Raw genomic sequence first — 18,293 nt, 5'->3', positions numbered from 1 at the left:
GGAGTCCATAGCCGTGGCCCGGTAGTCCTTTGGAGATTGGTCATACTGCTTTTTGAACGAGCGGCTGAAATGGGCGGAGTCCGTGAAGCCCCACTTATAAGCGATTGAGGTAATCGATTCGCCCCTGAAGAACGGATTGGCGAGATCCTCGGCGCTGCGCTTGAGCCGGGCTCGTTGAATGTAGCGACAGACGCTGTCACCGTCCTCTTCGAACAAACGATAGAGGTGGCGCACTGAAATGTTTAGCCCGCCAGCCAAAGCAGCAGGCGTCAACCCGGGTTGTGACAACGACTTGTCAATCACCTTCTGCACATAACTGCGCATATTGCCGCCGTTAAGCGCATCTACGCTGCCAAGGTTGCCTTCTCCAAACTCAAAGCCCGGCTCCAAAAGGGCGGCGAAAGCTGCTTCCAATGCAGCGCCCTGGGCACCGTCTTCGCCTGCGTTCTCGTCCTTGCACATCTGATCCATCAACACATGAAGCATGCGTCCACACGCGTTGCTGGATGTAATCTTTCCTACCAGAGTTCCTCTGCCAGGAACCTGTTTGCGCACCTGATCGCGGGAAAGCGCCAATGAAACATGCTCAATCAGACCCGCCGGCTTGATTTCACAGCGCCCCACCGAGTCCATGAGCATGAGATCACCAGGGGCCAGGTGGATGGTCAAACCACCCTGCTCGACCGTAGAGCGCCCCGAACGCTGCAGGACCAGAAAACAGTGCTGGTCATCATCCAGCGCCGGATTATCACCCAGCCGCCGAATGACGCCAGCGTTCGTACGCAAAGAGGCGACTGGCAAGCCTGCGCGCGTATGAGCTGAGACATCGCCAATGAAGAGCGAATGATTGCAAGCCAATTCCGTTTCGAAACGGCCGCAAATCCCCTGCATGGCAGCGGTCCAGCGATCAAGTCCCTGATGGTCGGGTTGTTGATTCTGCATAGTGGCCTCGGCGCGAAATTGTTGTTATGCGGCCATTGATAACATGTTAACAATGGCCGCACAACTGTCACATTTGGTCGAGTACACTAAGCAAAGGGTATGCCAGGTCGCTTCAGATCCGCTGCAGAAACTCCGTGAAGCCAGACAGGCAGGCAAGTAAATGCGAACGCTGCTGCGGACTAACTTGAATATAGCGACGAAACGCCGGCATCCGGTTGACCACCTCGCTAGCCCCCATATGCTCCAGGGCAAGCTGCCATTGGCCATCGCGGCATTGCAGCGTCAGCCGTTTGAAATCCAGCGGCATCAGCTGCGCCAACAGCGTCGCATCTCGGCCTAAATGATCGCGTACTTGGGCAAAGAGGGCCTGGTCACCGCCCCGGAACACGCATGTGACGCCGGTGCGCCGAAACGCCCCGGTATGGCGCAGTTCCAACCGCACATCGCTCTGTTGCAGGGCAGGCACGCTCAACCGAAACTCGCATGTCACGACGTGCATCAGCAGGTGCGCTTCGACGCTCTCACGCACCTCGGCCTGCCAACCCTGGGGCGGGAAACACAGCTGTGCGACACCCGCTTGCGCCTGCTGTATCTCCAGCGGGCCGAGATTGCGCAGCAGGTGCCCCAAGGTGACACCGGGCCGATAACCGGCAGGCGCCCGAGGCGCTAGCAGCCTTTCACGCAAATGTCTGATCATGTTGCGTACGCTCCGCAGCGTGGCCAGGTTCGGCGGCGAATTCTTTTTCCAGCACATCCTCAACCCGGGCAGGCTTGAACGGGTTGACCTTCTGCACACACACAGACCAGAACAGCGCGTAGGCTGCTGTGCCGCCAAGCATGATGGCAAACGGCACGTAAATATCCGCGGGGTTCATTCCGGGCGGCGTGATAAACAGCATGCCGATGATGATACCGGCGCTGGAAACGATTTGCGGCAACGGGAACAGTGGCGAACGGTAGGCGCGCGGCAGATCTGGGCGACGGATACGCAGGATTACCACCGACAGTGTCACCAACAGATAGGCCGTGCTCCAGGCGCAAACGGCAGCCAGCACGAGGTGCAGGATGTTGTCTGGGTTGCCACCCAGATACCAGGCATGCAGACACGGGATCAGTGCGACCACCAGAATGCACAGCAGGGGCGTCTTGAAGCGCGGATGCAGGTAGGTGAAGACCTTCGGCAACGCTCCGTCTACTGCCATCCCGTAAAGAATGCGCGGCACGCCGGCCATCAGCGTGTTGATGGTTGCCGCACCGGCAAACAAAAAGCCGATACCCAGCCACACTGGGCCGATGTCACCCATCACCTGTTCGGCAAAGCGTGGAATGGCCATGGGCGTATCCAACAGATGTACGCCGGTGGCGGCATCGAGTACGACGTTTTCCACCTGGCGCTTCATCGCCGCGCCGTAGATGAACATGCAACTGGCCACACCAAACAGACCCAGCGCCATGGCGCGTGGCAATACCCAGGCAGAGCGACGCAATTCGGGGGCAAGCGGCGTCACGAACTCGCAGCCGACAAACATGAACATGGCCATACCGATCAGTGAAAGGATGGTCATCGCATCAGAGCCCACCAGGGAGACGCCAAACGGGCCCTCCAGCTCCACCGCAGGTGCAGCGATAAGACCCACCACACCGAACACCATCAGGGTCGTCCACATGCCGAAGGTGAGAATCACCTCCGCGCGACTGAACGCGCTGACGCCGAACGCGTTCAGTACCGCGAACGACACCACAAAACAGACACCCAACAGCCAGGAACCGCCTGCGGACTCAACCAGCGTGTTGAGGTGTTCGAAATTCACCAACGCCATCACCCCAGACAGAATGGTCTCGGCCGTGCCAGCGAACACATGCACGATCAAGTAGGCCGAAAGCGTACCGGTAATGGCGAAGAAACGCCCTATACCACAGTTGATGTAGTCGTAGACCGAGCCGGTGGTCGGCAGGATCGAGGCCGCCTCGGCGAAAGTGGTCGATTGGGCCAACATCATCAACGCGGCGATGACCATGGCGACAGCAAACGCACTGCCGCCGATGCCAAACCCCATGGTCGCGGTGAGAATAACGGGGCTGGCCATGATCAAGCCGACGGTGCTGGCTAGTGCGGTGGGAAAACCGACCGTACCTTTGTTCAAGTGCTCTGTGAGCTTATTGTTAAGTGACATCGTTATGCCCCGACATGTTGTTATGGCTTTGAACGCGGCAAGTGACCCTGCACGCACGGCTGCTACTTGCCTCCCTGCACGCCTACTCTGCGCCCGCCGAAAAATGACGTCTTGCCAATGGCTGCCGCTGCCTTTGTTGCTCCCTGCCAAACCCGCTTACAGCGGCTCTGGCAGGGAAAGTCATGCCGCTGTCACTGGGACGCAAGATCACCGCCTCGCATAGCACTATCCTCCAAGTTTTGGCGGCCTGCAGGCCGGTCCTCACCTGCCCCTCGGAGTTCCCATGAGCGATATCGATCTTCTTCCTTCTGTCAGTGCCTTCCTGGCACGCGATCACGGCCTGTTCATCCATGGCCAAACCGTGGCCAGCCATGACAGCGCGAAAATATCGGTGGTCAACCCAGCCAACGGCCAAACCATCGCTCAAATCGCTGACGCCAACCAAGCCGACGTCGACCGTGCAGTGGATTCCGCTCTCCAGGGCTTTGGCCGCTGGTCGCGGACCAGCCCAGCAGCCCGCGCCGGCGTACTTTTCAAGCTCGCCGACTTGCTCGAAGCGAATCGCGAAGAACTGGCCCAGTTGGAAACCTTGCAATCGGGCAAGCTGATCGGCATCTCGCGTGCATTCGAGGTCGAGCAGGCTGCACACTTCCTGCGTTACTACGCAGGCTGGGCGACCAAGATCACTGGCCAGACCATCACCCCGTCTTTGCCTTCGTTCGCCGGTGAGCGCTACAGCGCCTACACCCTGCGCGAGCCAATCGGTGTGGTAGTCGGCATCGTGCCCTGGAACTTCGCGACCATGATCGCCATCTGGAAGTTGGCCTCGGCGCTGACCACCGGCTGCAGCATCATCATCAAGCCGAGCGAGTTCACGCCGCTAACGCTTTTGCGTATCGCCGAGCTGGCCATCGAAGCAGGCTTGCCGGCGGGCGCATTGAACGTGCTGACTGGCGCTGGCCATGTCGGCAAGGCCCTGATCGAGCACCCAGGCACTGACAAAGTATCATTCACCGGCTCCGTGCCTACAGGTATTGCTGTCGGCCAAGCGGCCATGGGCGCAAAACTTACCCGTGCCACGCTGGAACTGGGCGGCAAGAACGCCGTGGCGTTCCTGCCAGACGTAGGCCTGGAAAAAGCCGTCGACGGCATCATCGAAGCCGGCTTCCTGCATTCGGGGCAGATTTGTGCCGCCGGTGAGCGTTTCTATGTGCACCGCTCGCGCATCGACCCACTGCTCGAAGCCCTCTCCCAACGCTTGGGCCAGTTGAAGGTAGGCTCGCCGCTGGACGAAACCACGCAGTTCGGCCCAGTGGCCAACAAGCCACACCAGTTGAAGCTTGCCGAGCTGTTCGCCACGGCTCGCGCCGAGGGCAGCCAGATCATCCACGGCGGGCGTATTGGGGATGGCCCAGGATGCTTCGTCGAGCCGACTGTGATTCTGGCCAAGTCCGCCAGCGACACCCTACTCAATCAGGAAACATTCGGCCCGGTGGCGACCTTCCTGCCTTACGACAGCGAAGAGGAACTGCTTCAGTTGATGAACGCCTCGCCTTACGGACTAAGCGCCAGCCTATGGACCAACGACCTGGGCAAAGCCATGCGCCTTATTCCAGAAATTCAGGCGGGCACCTTGTGGGTCAACATGCACACCCTGCTCGACCCGGCTGTACCGTTTGGCGGCATCAAGGCCTCCGGCATCGGCCGTGAGTTCGGTTCGGCGTTCATCGACGATTTCACCGAACTCAAATCGGTCATGATCCGCTATTGAGAGGCTTGAGATGTCGCACTGGCTACGCGAACAACTCACCCTTACCTTGCCCCTGGCCATGCATGCGCTGCAGGCCGCGCTCGACGCGGCCACTGAGCAGCAGGTCAAAGTCAGCCTGGTAATCGTCGATGGCAGTGGTCTACCGATCCAAACCGCTCATATGGACGGTGCACCCCGCCCAGCACATGCCATAGCGTTGCGCAAAGCCCTAACGGCCGCGGGGTTCGGAATAGCCACGGCAGACTGGGATCAACGCTTGGAGCGCTGCTCCGAGGCGGTGCGCAACGGTTTGCCGCTGCAGCCAGGGATGGCCTTGTTCGGTGGCGGCGAACCTTTGTGCCATGCCGGGCAGGTCATCGGGGCAATAGGCGTGTCTGGTGCCAGCGAGGCCATCGACACACTCTGCGCCAAGGCCGCCGCCAATCATGTTACGACCCTTCTGCAACCCTAATCTAACGCTGTAAATCTGTATGTGGCCAAGGCGTGCAAGCGCCTTGGCAGCCAGAAACAAGACCCCGACCTGCCCCTCACGCACTAATAAGCCGTCGCAGCCAACCGCGACGGCGCTCGCCAATGCGGGTGCCCACGTACAAGAAAGCGCCTTTTCAAAGGCGACTGACAACGAGGGAAAGTGCAATGGTCAAACCGCAAACGCTGTCGACCCTGGCCCTGGCGGCCCTACTCGCCAGCCAGGTCGCGCCGGCTTACGAACTGTACGCCGACGAAGACAGCCACTTGAATGCTGACATGCTCGCGGTCTGGGGTATGTTCAACAGCCGCAAGAACTATGACGGCACTTCAGGAGGCTCAACCTGGCGCGAAGGTTTCATCAAGTATGGACTCAGTGGTGATCAGGGCCTCGCTGGCAGTGGCACCCTGTATGGCGCATTGAACTGGGTAAGTTCCGCGACCTGGGGCGACGGTGATGCCGCCGGCTACACGGACGGCTCCGAACGCACCACCAAGATCGAGGACGCCTATTTGGGCTGGCGTTCGAGCGACCTGGTGCCGTTACTGGGTAAGGATGGTGTAGATGTTTCCGCCGGCCGTCAGGTGGTCCGCCTCGGCAGTGGCTTCCTGATCAACGACGACGGGCCGAACCTGGGCAATGGTGTCGCAGACGGTACGCTGGATCGAGGTGGCGCTTACTACCTGGCGGCGCGCCATGCCTTCGACCGCACGGCAGTGCTGCGCCTAGGTGGCCAGGACGGTTTGCACGGCAGCCTGTTGTGGCTCAAATCCGACAACCGTGCCCAGGCCGAAACCGAACTGGCTGCCGGTACGCTGGACTACACCCACGCCCTGGGCACCCTGGGCCTGACCTGGATTCACGGCATCGATGTCACCGACCAGTGGGCCAGCGACTTCCAGAAGGCTCGCGAAGGCATGAATGTGTACAGCGTGCGTGGCGAAGGCAGTGCTGGTATCGAAAACGCCAGCTTCGCCTTTGAATATGCCTGGCAGGACAAACACGGGGGACCGGAAAATGCCTGGTACCTGCAGGCCGGCTACACCTTTGCAGACTTGCCTTGGGCTCCGCAACTGACCTACCGGTATACCCGCTACTCGGCTGAATGGGATCCTCTGTTCAGCGGCCTGTCCAGTGGCTACGGCACCTGGTTCCAGGGTGAAGTCGCTGCCAACTATGCCGGCCCGTTCAACAGCAACACCGGCATTCACCATATTGGCCTGAAAGCCAAACCCCTGGAAAACCTCACGGTCGGCGCCCTGTACTTTGACTTCGATACCGTGCGTACCCGCGACAGCTTGAACCTCGATGCCCGCGAGCTCGACCTGTATCTGGAATGGGCCGTCAACGACCACCTGATCATCAGCCCCCTGATCGGCCTGTATCAGCCGCGCAAGCATCAGGATAACGGTGGCAACCAGGTCGGCGGCAACGGCACCAACATCTATAGCCAACTGACCGTGGCGGTACCGTTCTGACATAAAAAAACCGCCGGCCCATGGCCGGCGGTCAAAGCGCTGTATCTATGAAGTATGAAAGCTGCCCTGGTGAGGCGGCGTCACTATCCCCTTTCCTTTCTGAGCCTGCTTGCCTCAGCGTGCCAGCGCCTTTGTCTGGGCGTGACGACCGCTACTCTGCACGTTTGACCTCACGGGCGCGCAAGCATACGACTCGCCAACCTACCGATCGGTAGGTAGCAATCTGAAAGAGATGACCATGCAACCCAATCAATCTTCTTTGGTACCGTTCAGACTAGCTCTGAGCCTCGGCCTGATCGGCGCTCTGGGGCCTTCAGCGGTCGACATGTACCTGGCGAGCCTCCCGGAGATTGCCGATCACTATCAGGCAAGCTTCACCCATGTGCAGCTGACCCTGACGTTCTTCTTGCTTGCCATGGGGGCCGGGCAGCTAGTCTTCGGCCCCATCGTCGACGCCTTCGGTCGGCGCAAACCACTGATGGCTGGCCTATTGATCTTCATCCTGTGCTCATTCGGCGCAGCGATGGCGCCGAGCCTGAACGCTCTGATCACACTACGTTTCTTTCAAGGACTGGGCAGTGCTCTGACCCTGTTGGTGATCATGAGCATGGTGCGTGACGTCAGCCATGGCGTGGCCGCGACCAAACTGTTCGCACTGTTGATGACCATTGAAGGCGTAGCTCCGATCCTCGCGCCGGCTCTGGGCGGCGTGATCGACGCGTATTTCGGCTGGCGGGCGGTGATGCTGGCACTGGCCGGTATGGGCCTGGTGGTATGGATCAACAGTCTTTTGAACCTGCCGGAGACCCTCCCACACAATCAGCGTGAAGCACTAAGCCTTGGCAGCGCTTGCCGAACCTACCTGACCCTCCTCGCTGACCGAAGGTTCCTACGCCCAGCCCTGGCGGTGGCCGCGGTGTTTTTCTTCCTGTTCGCCTACATAGGTGGCGCAACGCTGGTTTACCATCAGCACTTTGGCATGACCGCACAAGCCTTCGGCCTGCTTTTCGGTGCCACCGGTGTGTCAGTGATGCTGGGTGCCCTGTTCGCCAGCCGACAGATCGGGCGCCTTGGCTTGAACAGGCTCAGTGCGCTAGGCGTACGTTGCATGGTTGCTGGCGCCCTGCTGACCTTGGTCAGCTTAGTGGTCGGCCTGGGGATGCCCGGTGTAGCCGGTGGCATGGCTTTAGCTCTATTCGGACTAGGCATAGCAGAATCGACGTTGATGTCGCTGGTGATGTCATCGCAAGAAAAATCCCTGGGCTCGACCGCCGCCCTGCTCGGCGCCATCCAACTATCAGTGTCTTCCAGCGCCTCGCCATTGGCTGCTGTAGTTCTGCAACACGGCCCGGTGGCTTGGGCCGGGCTTCTAGCAGTTAGCACACTGCTGGTCTGTGTGCTGACCACCCTGAGCCTGCGAGACGTGCCAGCAAGCTATTCATTGGCTGGGCATTGAGGAAGTGCAATGAACAATCACTTCCTAGGCTACTTGATTTGCAGCGGAATTATCGTGTTTGGCGTGGTGTACCACCTAAGCGAATGGAGACGTGCCAAACGGCCGAGGCCCTCAACTGACGACCAGAATTGAAGACGAACCGACTGAGCTGGCACAGATGATCAATTGCTCTGGCAGACACAAACAAGACGACCTACCAGTCGTTAGCGAAACTGCCCATTACCTTGAGATCACCTGTCCAGCCCGGTCCAGCCGGGTAACACAACAATAAAACCCCAATACGGCGGCCCCCCAGGTACCGTCCGTACAGTGAGACCCGCTATGACCTTCGACACCCGTATCGATTTCATCTACCTCTCCGAACAGGACATGATCCGCGCAGGCGTGACGGACATGCCCGCCTGCGTCGACACCATGGAAGAAATGTTCGGTTTGCTCTACCACGGCGACTACCGCATGGCCGGTCCGAACAGTGACTCGCACGGCGCAATGATCACCTTCCCCGAGCATTCACCGTTCCCGACCATGCCCAAGCCAACCGCCGACCGCCGCATGATGGCGATGCCGGCTTACCTCGGCGGTAACTTCCAGACAGCAGGCGCAAAATGGTACGGCTCCAACATCGCGAACCGCGAAAAGGGCCTTCCACGTTCGATCCTGATGCTCACCCTTAACGACGCCGACACCGGCGCCCCGCTCGCGCACATGTCAGCCAACCTGCTTTCAGCCTACCGCACCGGCGCGATCCCGGGCGTCGGCGCCCGTCACTTGGCACGCAAGGATTCAAAGGTCATCGGCCTGGCCGGCCCGGGGGTGATGGGTAAGACCACGGTCGCCGCGTTCATGGCCGTGTGCCCACAGGTCGACACGATCAAAATCAAAGGCCGCGGCCAGAAGAATCTCGACGCGTTCGTCAGCTGGTTGAACACCACCTTCCCGCAGATCACCAACGTGCGGGTGGTACAGACCCTGGAAGAAGTAGTACGCGACTCCGACCTGGTCAGCTACTGCAGTTCCGGCGAAGTCGGCAACCCATCCCTCTACCCGCTGGTGAAGCACGAATGGGTCAAGCCCGGCGCCTTCCTCGCCATGCCCGCCCCGTGCAGCATCGACGCGGGAATGGAACAGGCCGACGTGCGCAAGGTGGTGGACAACACCGGCCTCTACGAAGCCTGGTTCGAAGAACTCCCCAAGCCGGCCCACAACCATGTGCCGCTGGTGGGCGTGCGCTTCATGGACATGATTGCCGAAGGCACCCTTCAGGCCGAGCAGATCGAGGACATCGGCAAGATCATTGCCGGTGAAGCGCCGGGACGCCTGAACGACGAGGAAATAATCCTCATGTCCGTCGGCGGCATGCCGGTGGAGGACGTCGCCTGGGGCACCGTGGTGTACCGCAATGCCATCGAGAAAGGCATCGGCGTCAAGCTCAATCTTTGGGAACAACCCGTTCTCAGCTAATCGATTTCTCTCGCAATGAAGGCATCTCCATGACCCAAATCACCAAACTGAAAACCGGCTCCAAGTTTGAAGACATGGCCAGCTACTCCCGCCTGGTGGCGGTCGATAACTGGATCTATGTCTCCAACACTGCTGGCCGTAACCCGCAGACTCAGCTGATCGCCGAAGACGTGATCGAACAGACTCACCAGGTGTTCGCCAATATTGAAAGCGCCTTGGCAGCCGTCGATGCCAGCCTGGCTGACGTCATTTGTTCACGTGTGTTTATTCAGCAGCCGAGCGACGTGCCAGCCGTTATGGAAGTGATCGGCGAGAAGTTCCGTGGCATCGACCCCGCCACCACGGTCACCTGCCCACCGCTGGGTTCTACCGTTTACAAAGTCGAGCTGGAAGTCACCGCCTATCGCGGGGCCTCGCGCGCCGAGGTCAAACTGATTCGCCTCGGCCAGTAAGACCTAACACCAGCACCGTGCCACCTGTACTTATCGCCGCCGAGTAACGCCATGTCCCCTGCTATCGACCCTGTAATCACCTGCCCCCATCAACCGGAAGCGACCACTGTCGTGATCATCGGTGGTGGCATCATAGGCCTTACCGCCGCGCTGACTCTCGCCGAGCGCAACATCCCGGTGGTGGTACTGGAGAAAGGTCGCATCGCAGGCGAGCAGTCATCGCGCAACCTTGGCTGGGTACGTAAAACCAACCGCCATGCACACGACATCCCACTTGCGTTGGCGGCCGATCGACTCTGGGCCGAAATGCCGCAACGGGTCGGGAGTGACGTGGGTTACCGGCAGGCCGGAATCATGTTCGTTGGTCGTAACGACACGCAGATGGGCATGCACGAAGGTTGGCTGAAGAGTGTCGAACACCTTGGTCTGGACTCGCGCCTGCTGAGCAATGCCGAGATCGCCAGAATGGTTCCCGGTGGGCGCACTGACTGGGCCGGTGCTATCTACACTGCCTCAGATGCTCGTGCGGAGCCAACCCTGGCCGCCAGCGCAATTGCCCGTGCGGCGATGGCCAAGGGAGCAGTGATCGTTGAAAACTGTGCGGTACGCACCCTTCAGACCAGTGCCGGATGCGTCAGCGGCGTTGTCACCGAACAAGGCGAGATTCGTTGTGATCAAGTGCTGCTGGCTGGCGGTCTATGGTCGCGTAGATTCCTCGGCAACCTTAAAATCGACCTCCCGACTTTGCCATTGACCTGCTCAGTGCTGCGTACAGAGCCCATGGATGGCCCCACGGAGGTCGCCGTGGGTGCTCCAGATTTCTCATTCCGCAAGCACAAGGACGGAGGGTTCATCATCACCCAACGTGGCAAGCTGGATGCCTTCCTTACCCTCGATCACTTGCTGTTGGGTACACGCTACCTGCCACAGCTTCGCGCACAGCGCGACTTTCTGCAGATCAGTCTGGGCAAATACTTCCTCAAGGACATAGCCCTGGCGCGGCGCTGGAAGGCCACGGATGTATCGCCTTTTGAAAAAGTCCGGGTTCAAGACCCACAGGCAAACGTGGCGTTGAACGAAGACGCACTGCGCAACCTCAGGACTGCGTGGCCGGTGTTTGAGCAAGCACGGATGGCTTCTGCGTGGGCCGGGACCATTGACGTGACCCCTGACTCAAACCCAGTCATTAGTTCAGTATCGACTTTGCCCGGACTGACCCTGGCGACCGGTTTTTCCGGTCACGGTTTCGGCACCTCGCCCGCTGCAGGCCAACTAGCAGCAGATCTGGTATCGCAACAAACGCCGTTGATCGATCCGAGTCCCTATAGCTTTGATCGTTTTCTACGACCGCGGCATGGCGTGAAATGAGGGTGTCTGACTAGCGAAAGACTATTCAGACAACCGCCTGAGTCAATCTACTACCATCACATCGTGTAGTGGTCTAATGATTCCGGACACCCATTTAGGCGAGAATGCTCGCCACAGAGAGGTGTCTGATGACCAAGCAACGCCGTACCTTCACCCCTGAGTTCAAACGCGAAGCTGCCTGCCTGGTGCTCGATCAAGGCTACAGTCATGCCGAAGCAGCACGCTCGCTCGGCTTGGTCGAATCGGCCCTACGCCGCTGGGTTAATCAGCTTCAACAGGAGCGCAGCGGCGTCACGCCGGCCAGCAAAGCGTTGACGCCAGAGCAGCAAAAGATCCAAGAGCTCGAAGCTCGGATAACGCGCCTTGAACGCGAGAAATCGATACTAAAAAAGGCTACCGCGCTCTTGATGTCGGAAGATCTCGAGCGTATTCGCTGATCCACCAGTTCAGCGCCCATGAGCCCGTTGATTGGCTATGCAAGGTGTTCGAAGTCACTCGCTCAAGTTACTACGCACATCGCCATAGAAGGCGAACTCCGGACGTTGAGCGACTGAGGTTGCGTAGTCGAGTGAATGAGTTATTCACGCGCGGACGAAGTGCGCCCGGCAGCCGCAGTATCAAGATGATGATGCAAGAAGAGGGTGAGAAGATCGGGCGGTTCAAGGTCCGCAGCCTGATGCGTGAACTGGCGTTGGTCAGCAAGCAGCCAGGGTCGCATGCGTACAAAAAGGCCACAGTGGAGCGGCCAGATATTCCGAATATGTTGAACCGAGCGTTTGATGCCGAAGCGCCAAATCAGGTCTGGTGTGGCGACATCACTTACGTTTGGGCGCAGGGAAAATGGCACTATCTGGCAGTTGTCTTGGATCTGTATGCACGCAGAGTCGTGGGCTGGGCCCTATCAGAAAAACCGGACGCAGACCTCGTGGTCAAAGCGCTCGACGTGGCTTACGAACAGCGCGGTAAGCCTCAAGGGCTACTGTTCCATTCCGACCAGGGGTCGCAATATGGCAGCCGTCAATTCCGCCAGAGACTGTGGCGCTATCGCGCGCCAGAGCATGAGCCGCCGAGGCAACTGCTGGGATAACGCGCCGATAGAGCGAGTCTTTCGCAGCTTGATCAGAGTGGATACCGACCACGGGCTACCTGACCGGGCAGCAAGCCCAACGAGACATTAGCCAGTACCTGATGAGCCACTACAACTGGATCCGCCCCCCCATCAATTCAACGATGGGCTGGCTCCGGCGAAAGCTGAAGAAAAACTCAAAACTGTGTCCGGAATGAGTTGACCACTACAACACAAACTCGGCCACCAAAGTTCGCCAGTTCCAGTTCCGCGATATACGACCGAAGGCCGCGTCGGAGATTGAGGATATCAGCCACGCGAGCCGACTGCTTGGGCACTCCAAGGAGGAAATTACCAAGCGCGTTTATCGCCGGGTCGGTGAGGTAGTCAGCCCGACCAAATAGGGGGCTGATGCGGAAACGATGCCCAATGATGCGGAAACGATTGTTGTTTTCTGCGCACAAAGAAAAGCCCCGCAGACGTTAATCTGCGGGGCTTTCGAATGGTGGAGGCCGAGGTCGGAATCGAACCGGCGTAGACGGATTTGCAATCCGATACAAGAAAGACCGTTTCATGCGCATTAGGCGAGAAAATCAGTTCCATAACAAATCACGACCCGCGCTCCTGAAACCCGCATTCTAAAAGGGTGGCCGATGCAGTTTTGGAACTGGTTTTGCCCCCCCCTTAGCCCAACTCTGAGCGCTGCATCAGTAGCGCTCAACACAACCTCAGGCACGCTTGAACACACTGGGTTGTGCATGATAGGAGCAGGAGGGCTATTTCAACGGCTTTCAAAATTGTGGTATACAATGAACATTCATGGACCCTGCATTGTGAGTTAATATATGGAAATTGGCTTTAACCACGACTCGTTCGAGAATGCTGTTAGCAGAACCCACCCTGGCGCTAGCTACATACGGGACGGCATCATTTCTCCTGATTTTTGGCAACATAGCAGAGTAAAAGTACTTTTTATTCTAAAAGAGAGCAATGGCTGTTACGAGCCTGATCTCGCTGAGTTAATCAAGAAAGCGGTAACGCACAACCCGAAAAGCAAGCTCTGGCACAGACCGACGTTTCACAATATCGGTCGCTGGGCCTATGGCTTGCAAAACTTCACCTCAACCGCTCCCGCATTTGAATTAGCACATTCTCATAGAAAAAGATCTTTGCTTTCATGCGCTTTTATAAATCTGAAAAAAATCACCGGGGGACGTCGAGCTACTGAAGAAGTCCAGAAATTCGCCGAAACCTATCAGTTATTTTTACGTGAGCAGATCAGATCAATCTCTCCTGACATAGTGGTCATGGGTGGGACGTACAATATTATTAAAGCTGCCGTTCTTCCTGAGCTTCAAAAAGTCGCCCATCGTGTGCACCTATATGGTGGAATCCCGTTTATCAATGCCTTCCATCCAGCTTGTACGGCGGCTCGCCCGGACCTGTATGCTCAGGTGCTGAACAGCTTTCTGCAATATACAGAACAGTCCGCAACACTCATTCGCGAATAGCCGTTTGTAGCGAGGACCTGACTACCGCCTTCCTAACCGCTTCTTACCGCAGTTCCAGTTGTGAAGCCGAGTTATCCAATATTGACCACCTTCCAGTACTGCAGCAGTAGTGTGATATTCGAGCCTCAGGCCGCGCTACAAGCGGCCTGTACATCTGACCTGTCTAATACGGTTCGCCCAGTTTCAGTGACTTTCACCCAGAAGAACCGAGAAGCTTTCGAGCAGTTTTAGACAGCCTCAACACCCCCACCCTGGCGTTCTGCCAACGATGATCCGGCCAGGCTCATCACTCCCCATCCCCTCCCACGATTCGTACTTGAACAGGCTGAGGTGATAGGCCTCTTCGAACTCAATCAGCGCCCAGTAACGGGCGGCCTCGGACAGCTCCAGCATATCGACCAGGTTCTCCGAACTGACTTCACGCCGGCGGTGAGCGGCATAGGCCATTTGATTGAGCACAGCGGCGCGCCCATCTGGATCGGTTACCAAGGAAAATTGGTCGTTCAGCTCATCTAACCAAGCTTTCGGTATCCCCTCTATCATTCTGCCCTGCACCACCAGGACTGCGCGTAAAGCACGCCGTCGACCTCCTCCACCCCGTCGCGGGCAATTGCCGATCAGCGGATCGGTTAAGATGTGGCAAATCCTTAACGCGCATCGCGGCAATCACCCGGAGCTGGTAATCGGACATCACTTGGAACAGCGACTCGGCCAATAGGCACAACCGCTCGATCTCCTCCGCCGGCGCGCCGCCATCCTGGGCCTGGTGATACTCCCGCATTGCGTCGATAGCCTGCTGAATCAGCGGCTCGCCGGCCTCAACCATTCCTCTGAAGGTGCGCTTGTCCAAAAAGTGCGATGCCCTGTCCAGTTGATGGGCTGAGTATAGGAACGGTTATGGTATGTAGACGGGTATCTACTGGTGACTCTAAGACATCGGGCTGATATTATCTGGCCACGCTAGCTTTCCACTCATAGGGACCAAGATAGCTAGAAGCCCTGGACGCCAGCATCCGGGGCTTCGTTTTTTTCTGCGGGCCATCTACAGCCCCTTCGTCCGATCAACCGCAGCCTCACAAGCCAGTCCAGCTATTCGGCTTCGCTCAAGCGCTGCTGGGCAGCGATGGTATCGCAGGTAGCTCGGTGGCCATTCCGCAGTCGCTTGATCTCGTCGTACAGCCCAACAGCAGCAGACTCAGCAGCAGCGGCGCGGCCTTTGGCCAGTTCCAGTTTCTGTCGTGCACTCTCACCCTCCTCATCCGCAACGGCTTGGCGGCGTCGCTCCTCGGCTCTGGCCTGGGCAGCGGCGCGGCGGTCACGCTCGGCCACCTGCAGGCGATAATCGGAGAGCTCAGACCGCGCGGCCGAAGCCTCTGATTTACCCGCTCCTACGCGAATTTCCTGACCTCCAGCCACCAGCAACAGAGCGACCAGCCACCAGCACCAGGCCGGTGCCGAGCCCACCCAGTTCATGCCGCCTCCAGGAACAGGTCCCGCTCAGCGGCACGCCGGCGGACCAAGCCGGCCAGCACCTTCCCGCCAGCTTTGTTCCAGCGCGGGAACTGGTCGGCAGCTGCTGAATAGTCGCGTGCATTGAGCAGCCGGCGGAGCGTGGACGATTCGAGATTGGCAGCACCCAAGTTGTAGATAAAGCTCATCAAGGCGTCCCACTGGTTTTGGCTCAGCGGCGCCTTAATCAGACGTTGTACTTCTGGCTCGAAGCGCTGAACATCGTTCAGCAGCATGCGTTCGGCCTGCTCCTTAGTGATCGACATTCCCGGCTTCACACCCCGGGTAGTGCCGTAGCCGATGGTCCAGATCCCGACTGAATCCTGATAGGCCTGCAGGCGCAGGCCCTCGAACGACTTGATGAGACTCAAACCTCGTTGCGAAGTATGCATGGATTCCTCTCCAGACAAAAAAGCCCGCATTAAAAGACGGGCTGTATTTAAGTGGCGATTCGAGCTGAACTATTGCGAGATAGTATCTTCTAGAGCACGAATTCGCTGCTCTTGATCAATCAATAGCGATCGTAAAAAAGCCGTTTCAAAAATTAAGCATTGTTCGTATCGCAAACCTAGGCGAGTACCATGCGACTCAAAGGCTTCATATTCTTCTTCGAACTCCTCCATGACCGGCACCGGATAAAGCTCTGGCTTACCCGAAGCGTCCAATACCATTAGTCCATCTTCGTCGACCACTTCGATCATTTCCACGCACGGTGTTTCTACAAACCGCTCATGACATTTTAATACCGGCTTACCGTCGACTATTTCGACCGTGCGTGTTTTGTGAGGAACCAGCTCAATTTTCTGACGAGACGCTTTCCTTTTCCTCGTTACTAGCGTACGTATTGGATCCTCACACCAGAGCGCATACTGCGAAACGTTCAACCCATGTGCGGCAAACACGTCTCGAATTTCTTGCGCCATAAATCCAACGTTCAATCGCGCATCATTCATTCCTTTCTTTTCAATAGAGTCATTCCATCTGAAAATAGAGTGCCGAACATCACCCCAAGCCGCCAACTCTCGCTTTGTAAAGTAGCTTTGCTCACCTAACAATTCACTATCAAGTACTCGCTTTGTTTTCAGGACCTCATCAGAGGTATTGATTATATTGTTTGCTGCAAATATCTCTTTTGCCCTGAAGGAGCTTGTGCCGATCTGAAACGCATTGTCCTTACCAGGCCGTAAAAAGCCATCAGTCTGAATATCCCAGACCTTTGTCCCCGCAACAGAGATTGCAATGTTGTTAGCCGCTGGACGATAGAATCCGGTAGCGGGATCTGATCCAGATAGACGAACGGAAGGATCCTCTGCCGAACTGCTACCTGTCGCGACGGCTATAAGACGATTCGCAGTGAGCGCTCCCAAAGGAGTGAGCGTCATCGCCTGAGCGTTCTCAAACCGAGCCTCTAGTCGGTTTGCGCTCGATTGGTTCTGTAGCACAGTCCAACCTTTAGTACTTCCATTGATATCACCACTTAGTTGCAGTGCTGGATTACCGCCGTTGGAGCGAAGGAAAGCCCCAACTCCTCCGTATGAAAGTCCAATACTTCCTTGACGCGGATCTGAATGAATGAAAACACCAGCGATACTGTTTGCGAACTGGTAGATACCATCCACTCCAAAAGGACTTAAGTGCCGACAGTTTTGGATCACAACGCCGTAAGTATTTGTCGTACCTACCGGAGAAGCCTTTGTGGCACCGACCGAACCAGATTTGTTCGGCCACTCAAACACCATGCCATCAAAGACAATTGAGTTGGCGTGATCAAGAATGAAGGGGTTATCACAATAGGTTCTCATTGACCCACTGAAGTAGTGCCCACCTAGAGAGTTCTGCGGTGCAGATGCAGTAGGAATGTCACCGTCGATATAGAGGGTTGTGGTGCCCCACTGATTGTCTACAATGGAACGACTGTGGTGGTCGTTGGCATAGAGACTACCACTATATCGCGTGCCGGAAAGCCCAGTTTTACCATTACCGCAGATTGCCAGACCAATGTCTCCAGAGGTTGAGCAGCTTTCATCGAATGTGTTGTAGTCGATATCGGCCCCATAGATTAAGGTGCCAGCCTTAGGAAAGTAGCCGAAAACAACAAAATTCTTGTGAGAAGTCCAACCAGTGGTAGCGTAATAACCCACATCATAATTTGATCGATTATCCCCCCCAACTGATGTCAAAGCCCCTCCTGCGCTACGAAAATCCATATCCATCACTACAGCAATACCCTCAATATGCGGAGTACCTGCACTTGGATCATCCATAAGACAGTAGGTAAAAGAAGAAAAACGATCTGTTCTTTCGGTAGTGGCTATTGCCGTTCCCGTACCGGAAAAGATCAGAGATGCTCCCGGAAGTTTGGCTTTGTACCCTGGACGTAGAAATATTTTGTCATCAGCCGTGAGAGGAAACGTTCCCAGCGTTGGGGCGAAGTTACCTTTCCACCGAGCTTTTCGCAAAATACCATTCGTACAACGATATACTCCATCTCCAAAATCCAGAGTTTTGCCATACGTAGAGCAGTAGAGATCTGCCTGCATGATAGAGGCCGTATCATCTGTTACATAATCACCAACCGCACCAAAATCTTTTACTGAAACAACATCGCACACATGGTTCTCGTCTGTCACTGTTAT

Annotated in this window: 14 protein-coding genes and 4 pseudogenes; 10 read left to right on the top strand and 8 right to left on the bottom strand. The window is 57.1% G+C overall.

The window, feature by feature from the left end; all coding sequences use genetic code 11:
- The 3 genes from feaR to ACF8Q6_RS11565 all read right to left on the bottom strand — a co-directional run.
- The coding region (gene feaR / locus ACF8Q6_RS11575) for a transcriptional regulator FeaR (RefSeq protein ID WP_392498814.1) at window positions 1–942 on the bottom strand (942 nt) is incomplete at its 3' end.
- A 112-nt stretch (window positions 943–1,054) separates the two neighbouring features.
- The gene (locus ACF8Q6_RS11570; RefSeq protein ID WP_392493350.1) at window positions 1,055–1,639 is read right to left on the bottom strand and encodes a DUF3156 family protein; all 585 of its coding nucleotides are present in this window, start codon (window positions 1,637–1,639) and stop codon (window positions 1,055–1,057) included.
- Complete coding sequence (locus ACF8Q6_RS11565; RefSeq protein ID WP_392493349.1) at window positions 1,620–3,116, bottom strand: APC family permease; 1,497 nt, start codon at window positions 3,114–3,116, stop codon at window positions 1,620–1,622. Before ACF8Q6_RS11565 ends, ACF8Q6_RS11570 begins: the two co-directional genes overlap by 20 nt.
- Before the next feature lie 283 nt (window positions 3,117–3,399).
- Between ACF8Q6_RS11565 and ACF8Q6_RS11560 the strand changes: the two genes are divergently transcribed.
- The 10 genes and pseudogenes from ACF8Q6_RS11560 to ACF8Q6_RS11515 all read left to right on the top strand — a co-directional run bounded on the left by ACF8Q6_RS11560 (window position 3,400) and on the right by ACF8Q6_RS11515 (window position 14,148).
- Window positions 3,400–4,887 (top strand): aldehyde dehydrogenase family protein, encoded by a 1,488-nt coding sequence (locus ACF8Q6_RS11560; RefSeq protein ID WP_392493348.1) that lies wholly within the window; start codon window positions 3,400–3,402, stop codon window positions 4,885–4,887.
- Between the two features lie 10 nt (window positions 4,888–4,897).
- Complete coding sequence (locus ACF8Q6_RS11555) at window positions 4,898–5,338, top strand: heme-binding protein (protein WP_392493346.1); 441 nt, start codon at window positions 4,898–4,900, stop codon at window positions 5,336–5,338.
- A 185-nt stretch (window positions 5,339–5,523) separates the two neighbouring features.
- Entirely contained in the window at window positions 5,524–6,834 is a 1,311-nt protein-coding gene (locus ACF8Q6_RS11550; RefSeq protein ID WP_392493345.1) for an alginate export family protein, read from the top strand.
- Window positions 6,835–7,072: 238 nt separating this feature from the next.
- On the top strand, window positions 7,073–8,290 hold the full coding sequence (locus tag ACF8Q6_RS11545) for a multidrug effflux MFS transporter (RefSeq protein ID WP_392493344.1): 1,218 nt from the start codon (window positions 7,073–7,075) through the stop codon (window positions 8,288–8,290).
- 321 nt (window positions 8,291–8,611) lie between these two features.
- Window positions 8,612–9,751, top strand: a complete 1,140-nt coding sequence (locus ACF8Q6_RS11540) for a tyramine oxidase subunit B (RefSeq protein ID WP_392493343.1) — start codon at window positions 8,612–8,614, stop codon at window positions 9,749–9,751.
- A 29-nt stretch (window positions 9,752–9,780) separates the two neighbouring features.
- Window positions 9,781–10,203, top strand: coding sequence for a RidA family protein (locus ACF8Q6_RS11535; protein WP_104886252.1), 423 nt, complete (start codon window positions 9,781–9,783; stop codon window positions 10,201–10,203).
- Window positions 10,204–10,254: 51 nt separating this feature from the next.
- Window positions 10,255–11,571 (top strand): NAD(P)/FAD-dependent oxidoreductase, encoded by a 1,317-nt coding sequence (locus tag ACF8Q6_RS11530; RefSeq protein ID WP_392493342.1) that lies wholly within the window; start codon window positions 10,255–10,257, stop codon window positions 11,569–11,571.
- Between the two features lie 128 nt (window positions 11,572–11,699).
- Window positions 11,700–12,860, top strand: a pseudogene (locus ACF8Q6_RS11525) (IS3 family transposase).
- Window positions 12,861–12,879: 19 nt separating this feature from the next.
- Window positions 12,880–13,041: pseudogene (locus tag ACF8Q6_RS11520) on the top strand (integrase); the annotation flags it as partial.
- A gap of 441 nt (window positions 13,042–13,482) precedes the next feature.
- Window positions 13,483–14,148, top strand: a complete 666-nt coding sequence (locus ACF8Q6_RS11515) for a hypothetical protein (protein ID WP_392493341.1) — start codon at window positions 13,483–13,485, stop codon at window positions 14,146–14,148.
- 237 nt (window positions 14,149–14,385) lie between these two features.
- Here the strand turns inward: ACF8Q6_RS11515 and ACF8Q6_RS11510 are convergent, their stop codons facing one another.
- The 5 genes and pseudogenes from ACF8Q6_RS11510 to ACF8Q6_RS11490 form a co-directional block, all read right to left on the bottom strand.
- A complete protein-coding gene (locus ACF8Q6_RS11510; RefSeq protein WP_392493340.1) occupies window positions 14,386–14,691 on the bottom strand; it encodes a hypothetical protein in 306 nt (101 codons plus the stop codon).
- Window positions 14,692–14,776: 85 nt separating this feature from the next.
- Window positions 14,777–14,998, bottom strand: a pseudogene (locus tag ACF8Q6_RS11505) (hypothetical protein); the annotation flags it as partial.
- A gap of 192 nt (window positions 14,999–15,190) precedes the next feature.
- A pseudogene (locus tag ACF8Q6_RS11500) lies at window positions 15,191–15,621 on the bottom strand (DUF2514 domain-containing protein).
- Window positions 15,618–16,049 (bottom strand): lysozyme, encoded by a 432-nt coding sequence (locus ACF8Q6_RS11495; protein ID WP_392493339.1) that lies wholly within the window; start codon window positions 16,047–16,049, stop codon window positions 15,618–15,620. The pseudogene ACF8Q6_RS11500 and the gene ACF8Q6_RS11495 overlap by 4 nt, the downstream one beginning before the upstream one ends.
- Window positions 16,050–16,118: 69 nt before the next feature.
- The gene (locus ACF8Q6_RS11490) at window positions 16,119–18,287 is read right to left on the bottom strand and encodes a tail fiber domain-containing protein (protein ID WP_392493338.1); all 2,169 of its coding nucleotides are present in this window, start codon (window positions 18,285–18,287) and stop codon (window positions 16,119–16,121) included.
- Window positions 18,288–18,293: the final 6 nt, after the last annotated feature.

It is taken from the genome of Pseudomonas sp. GLN_2 (assembly GCF_043106005.1).
In the GTDB taxonomy this organism is placed as follows: domain Bacteria; phylum Pseudomonadota; class Gammaproteobacteria; order Pseudomonadales; family Pseudomonadaceae; genus Aquipseudomonas; species Aquipseudomonas alloputida.
This window is presented reverse-complemented; position numbering and strand designations above follow the sequence as displayed.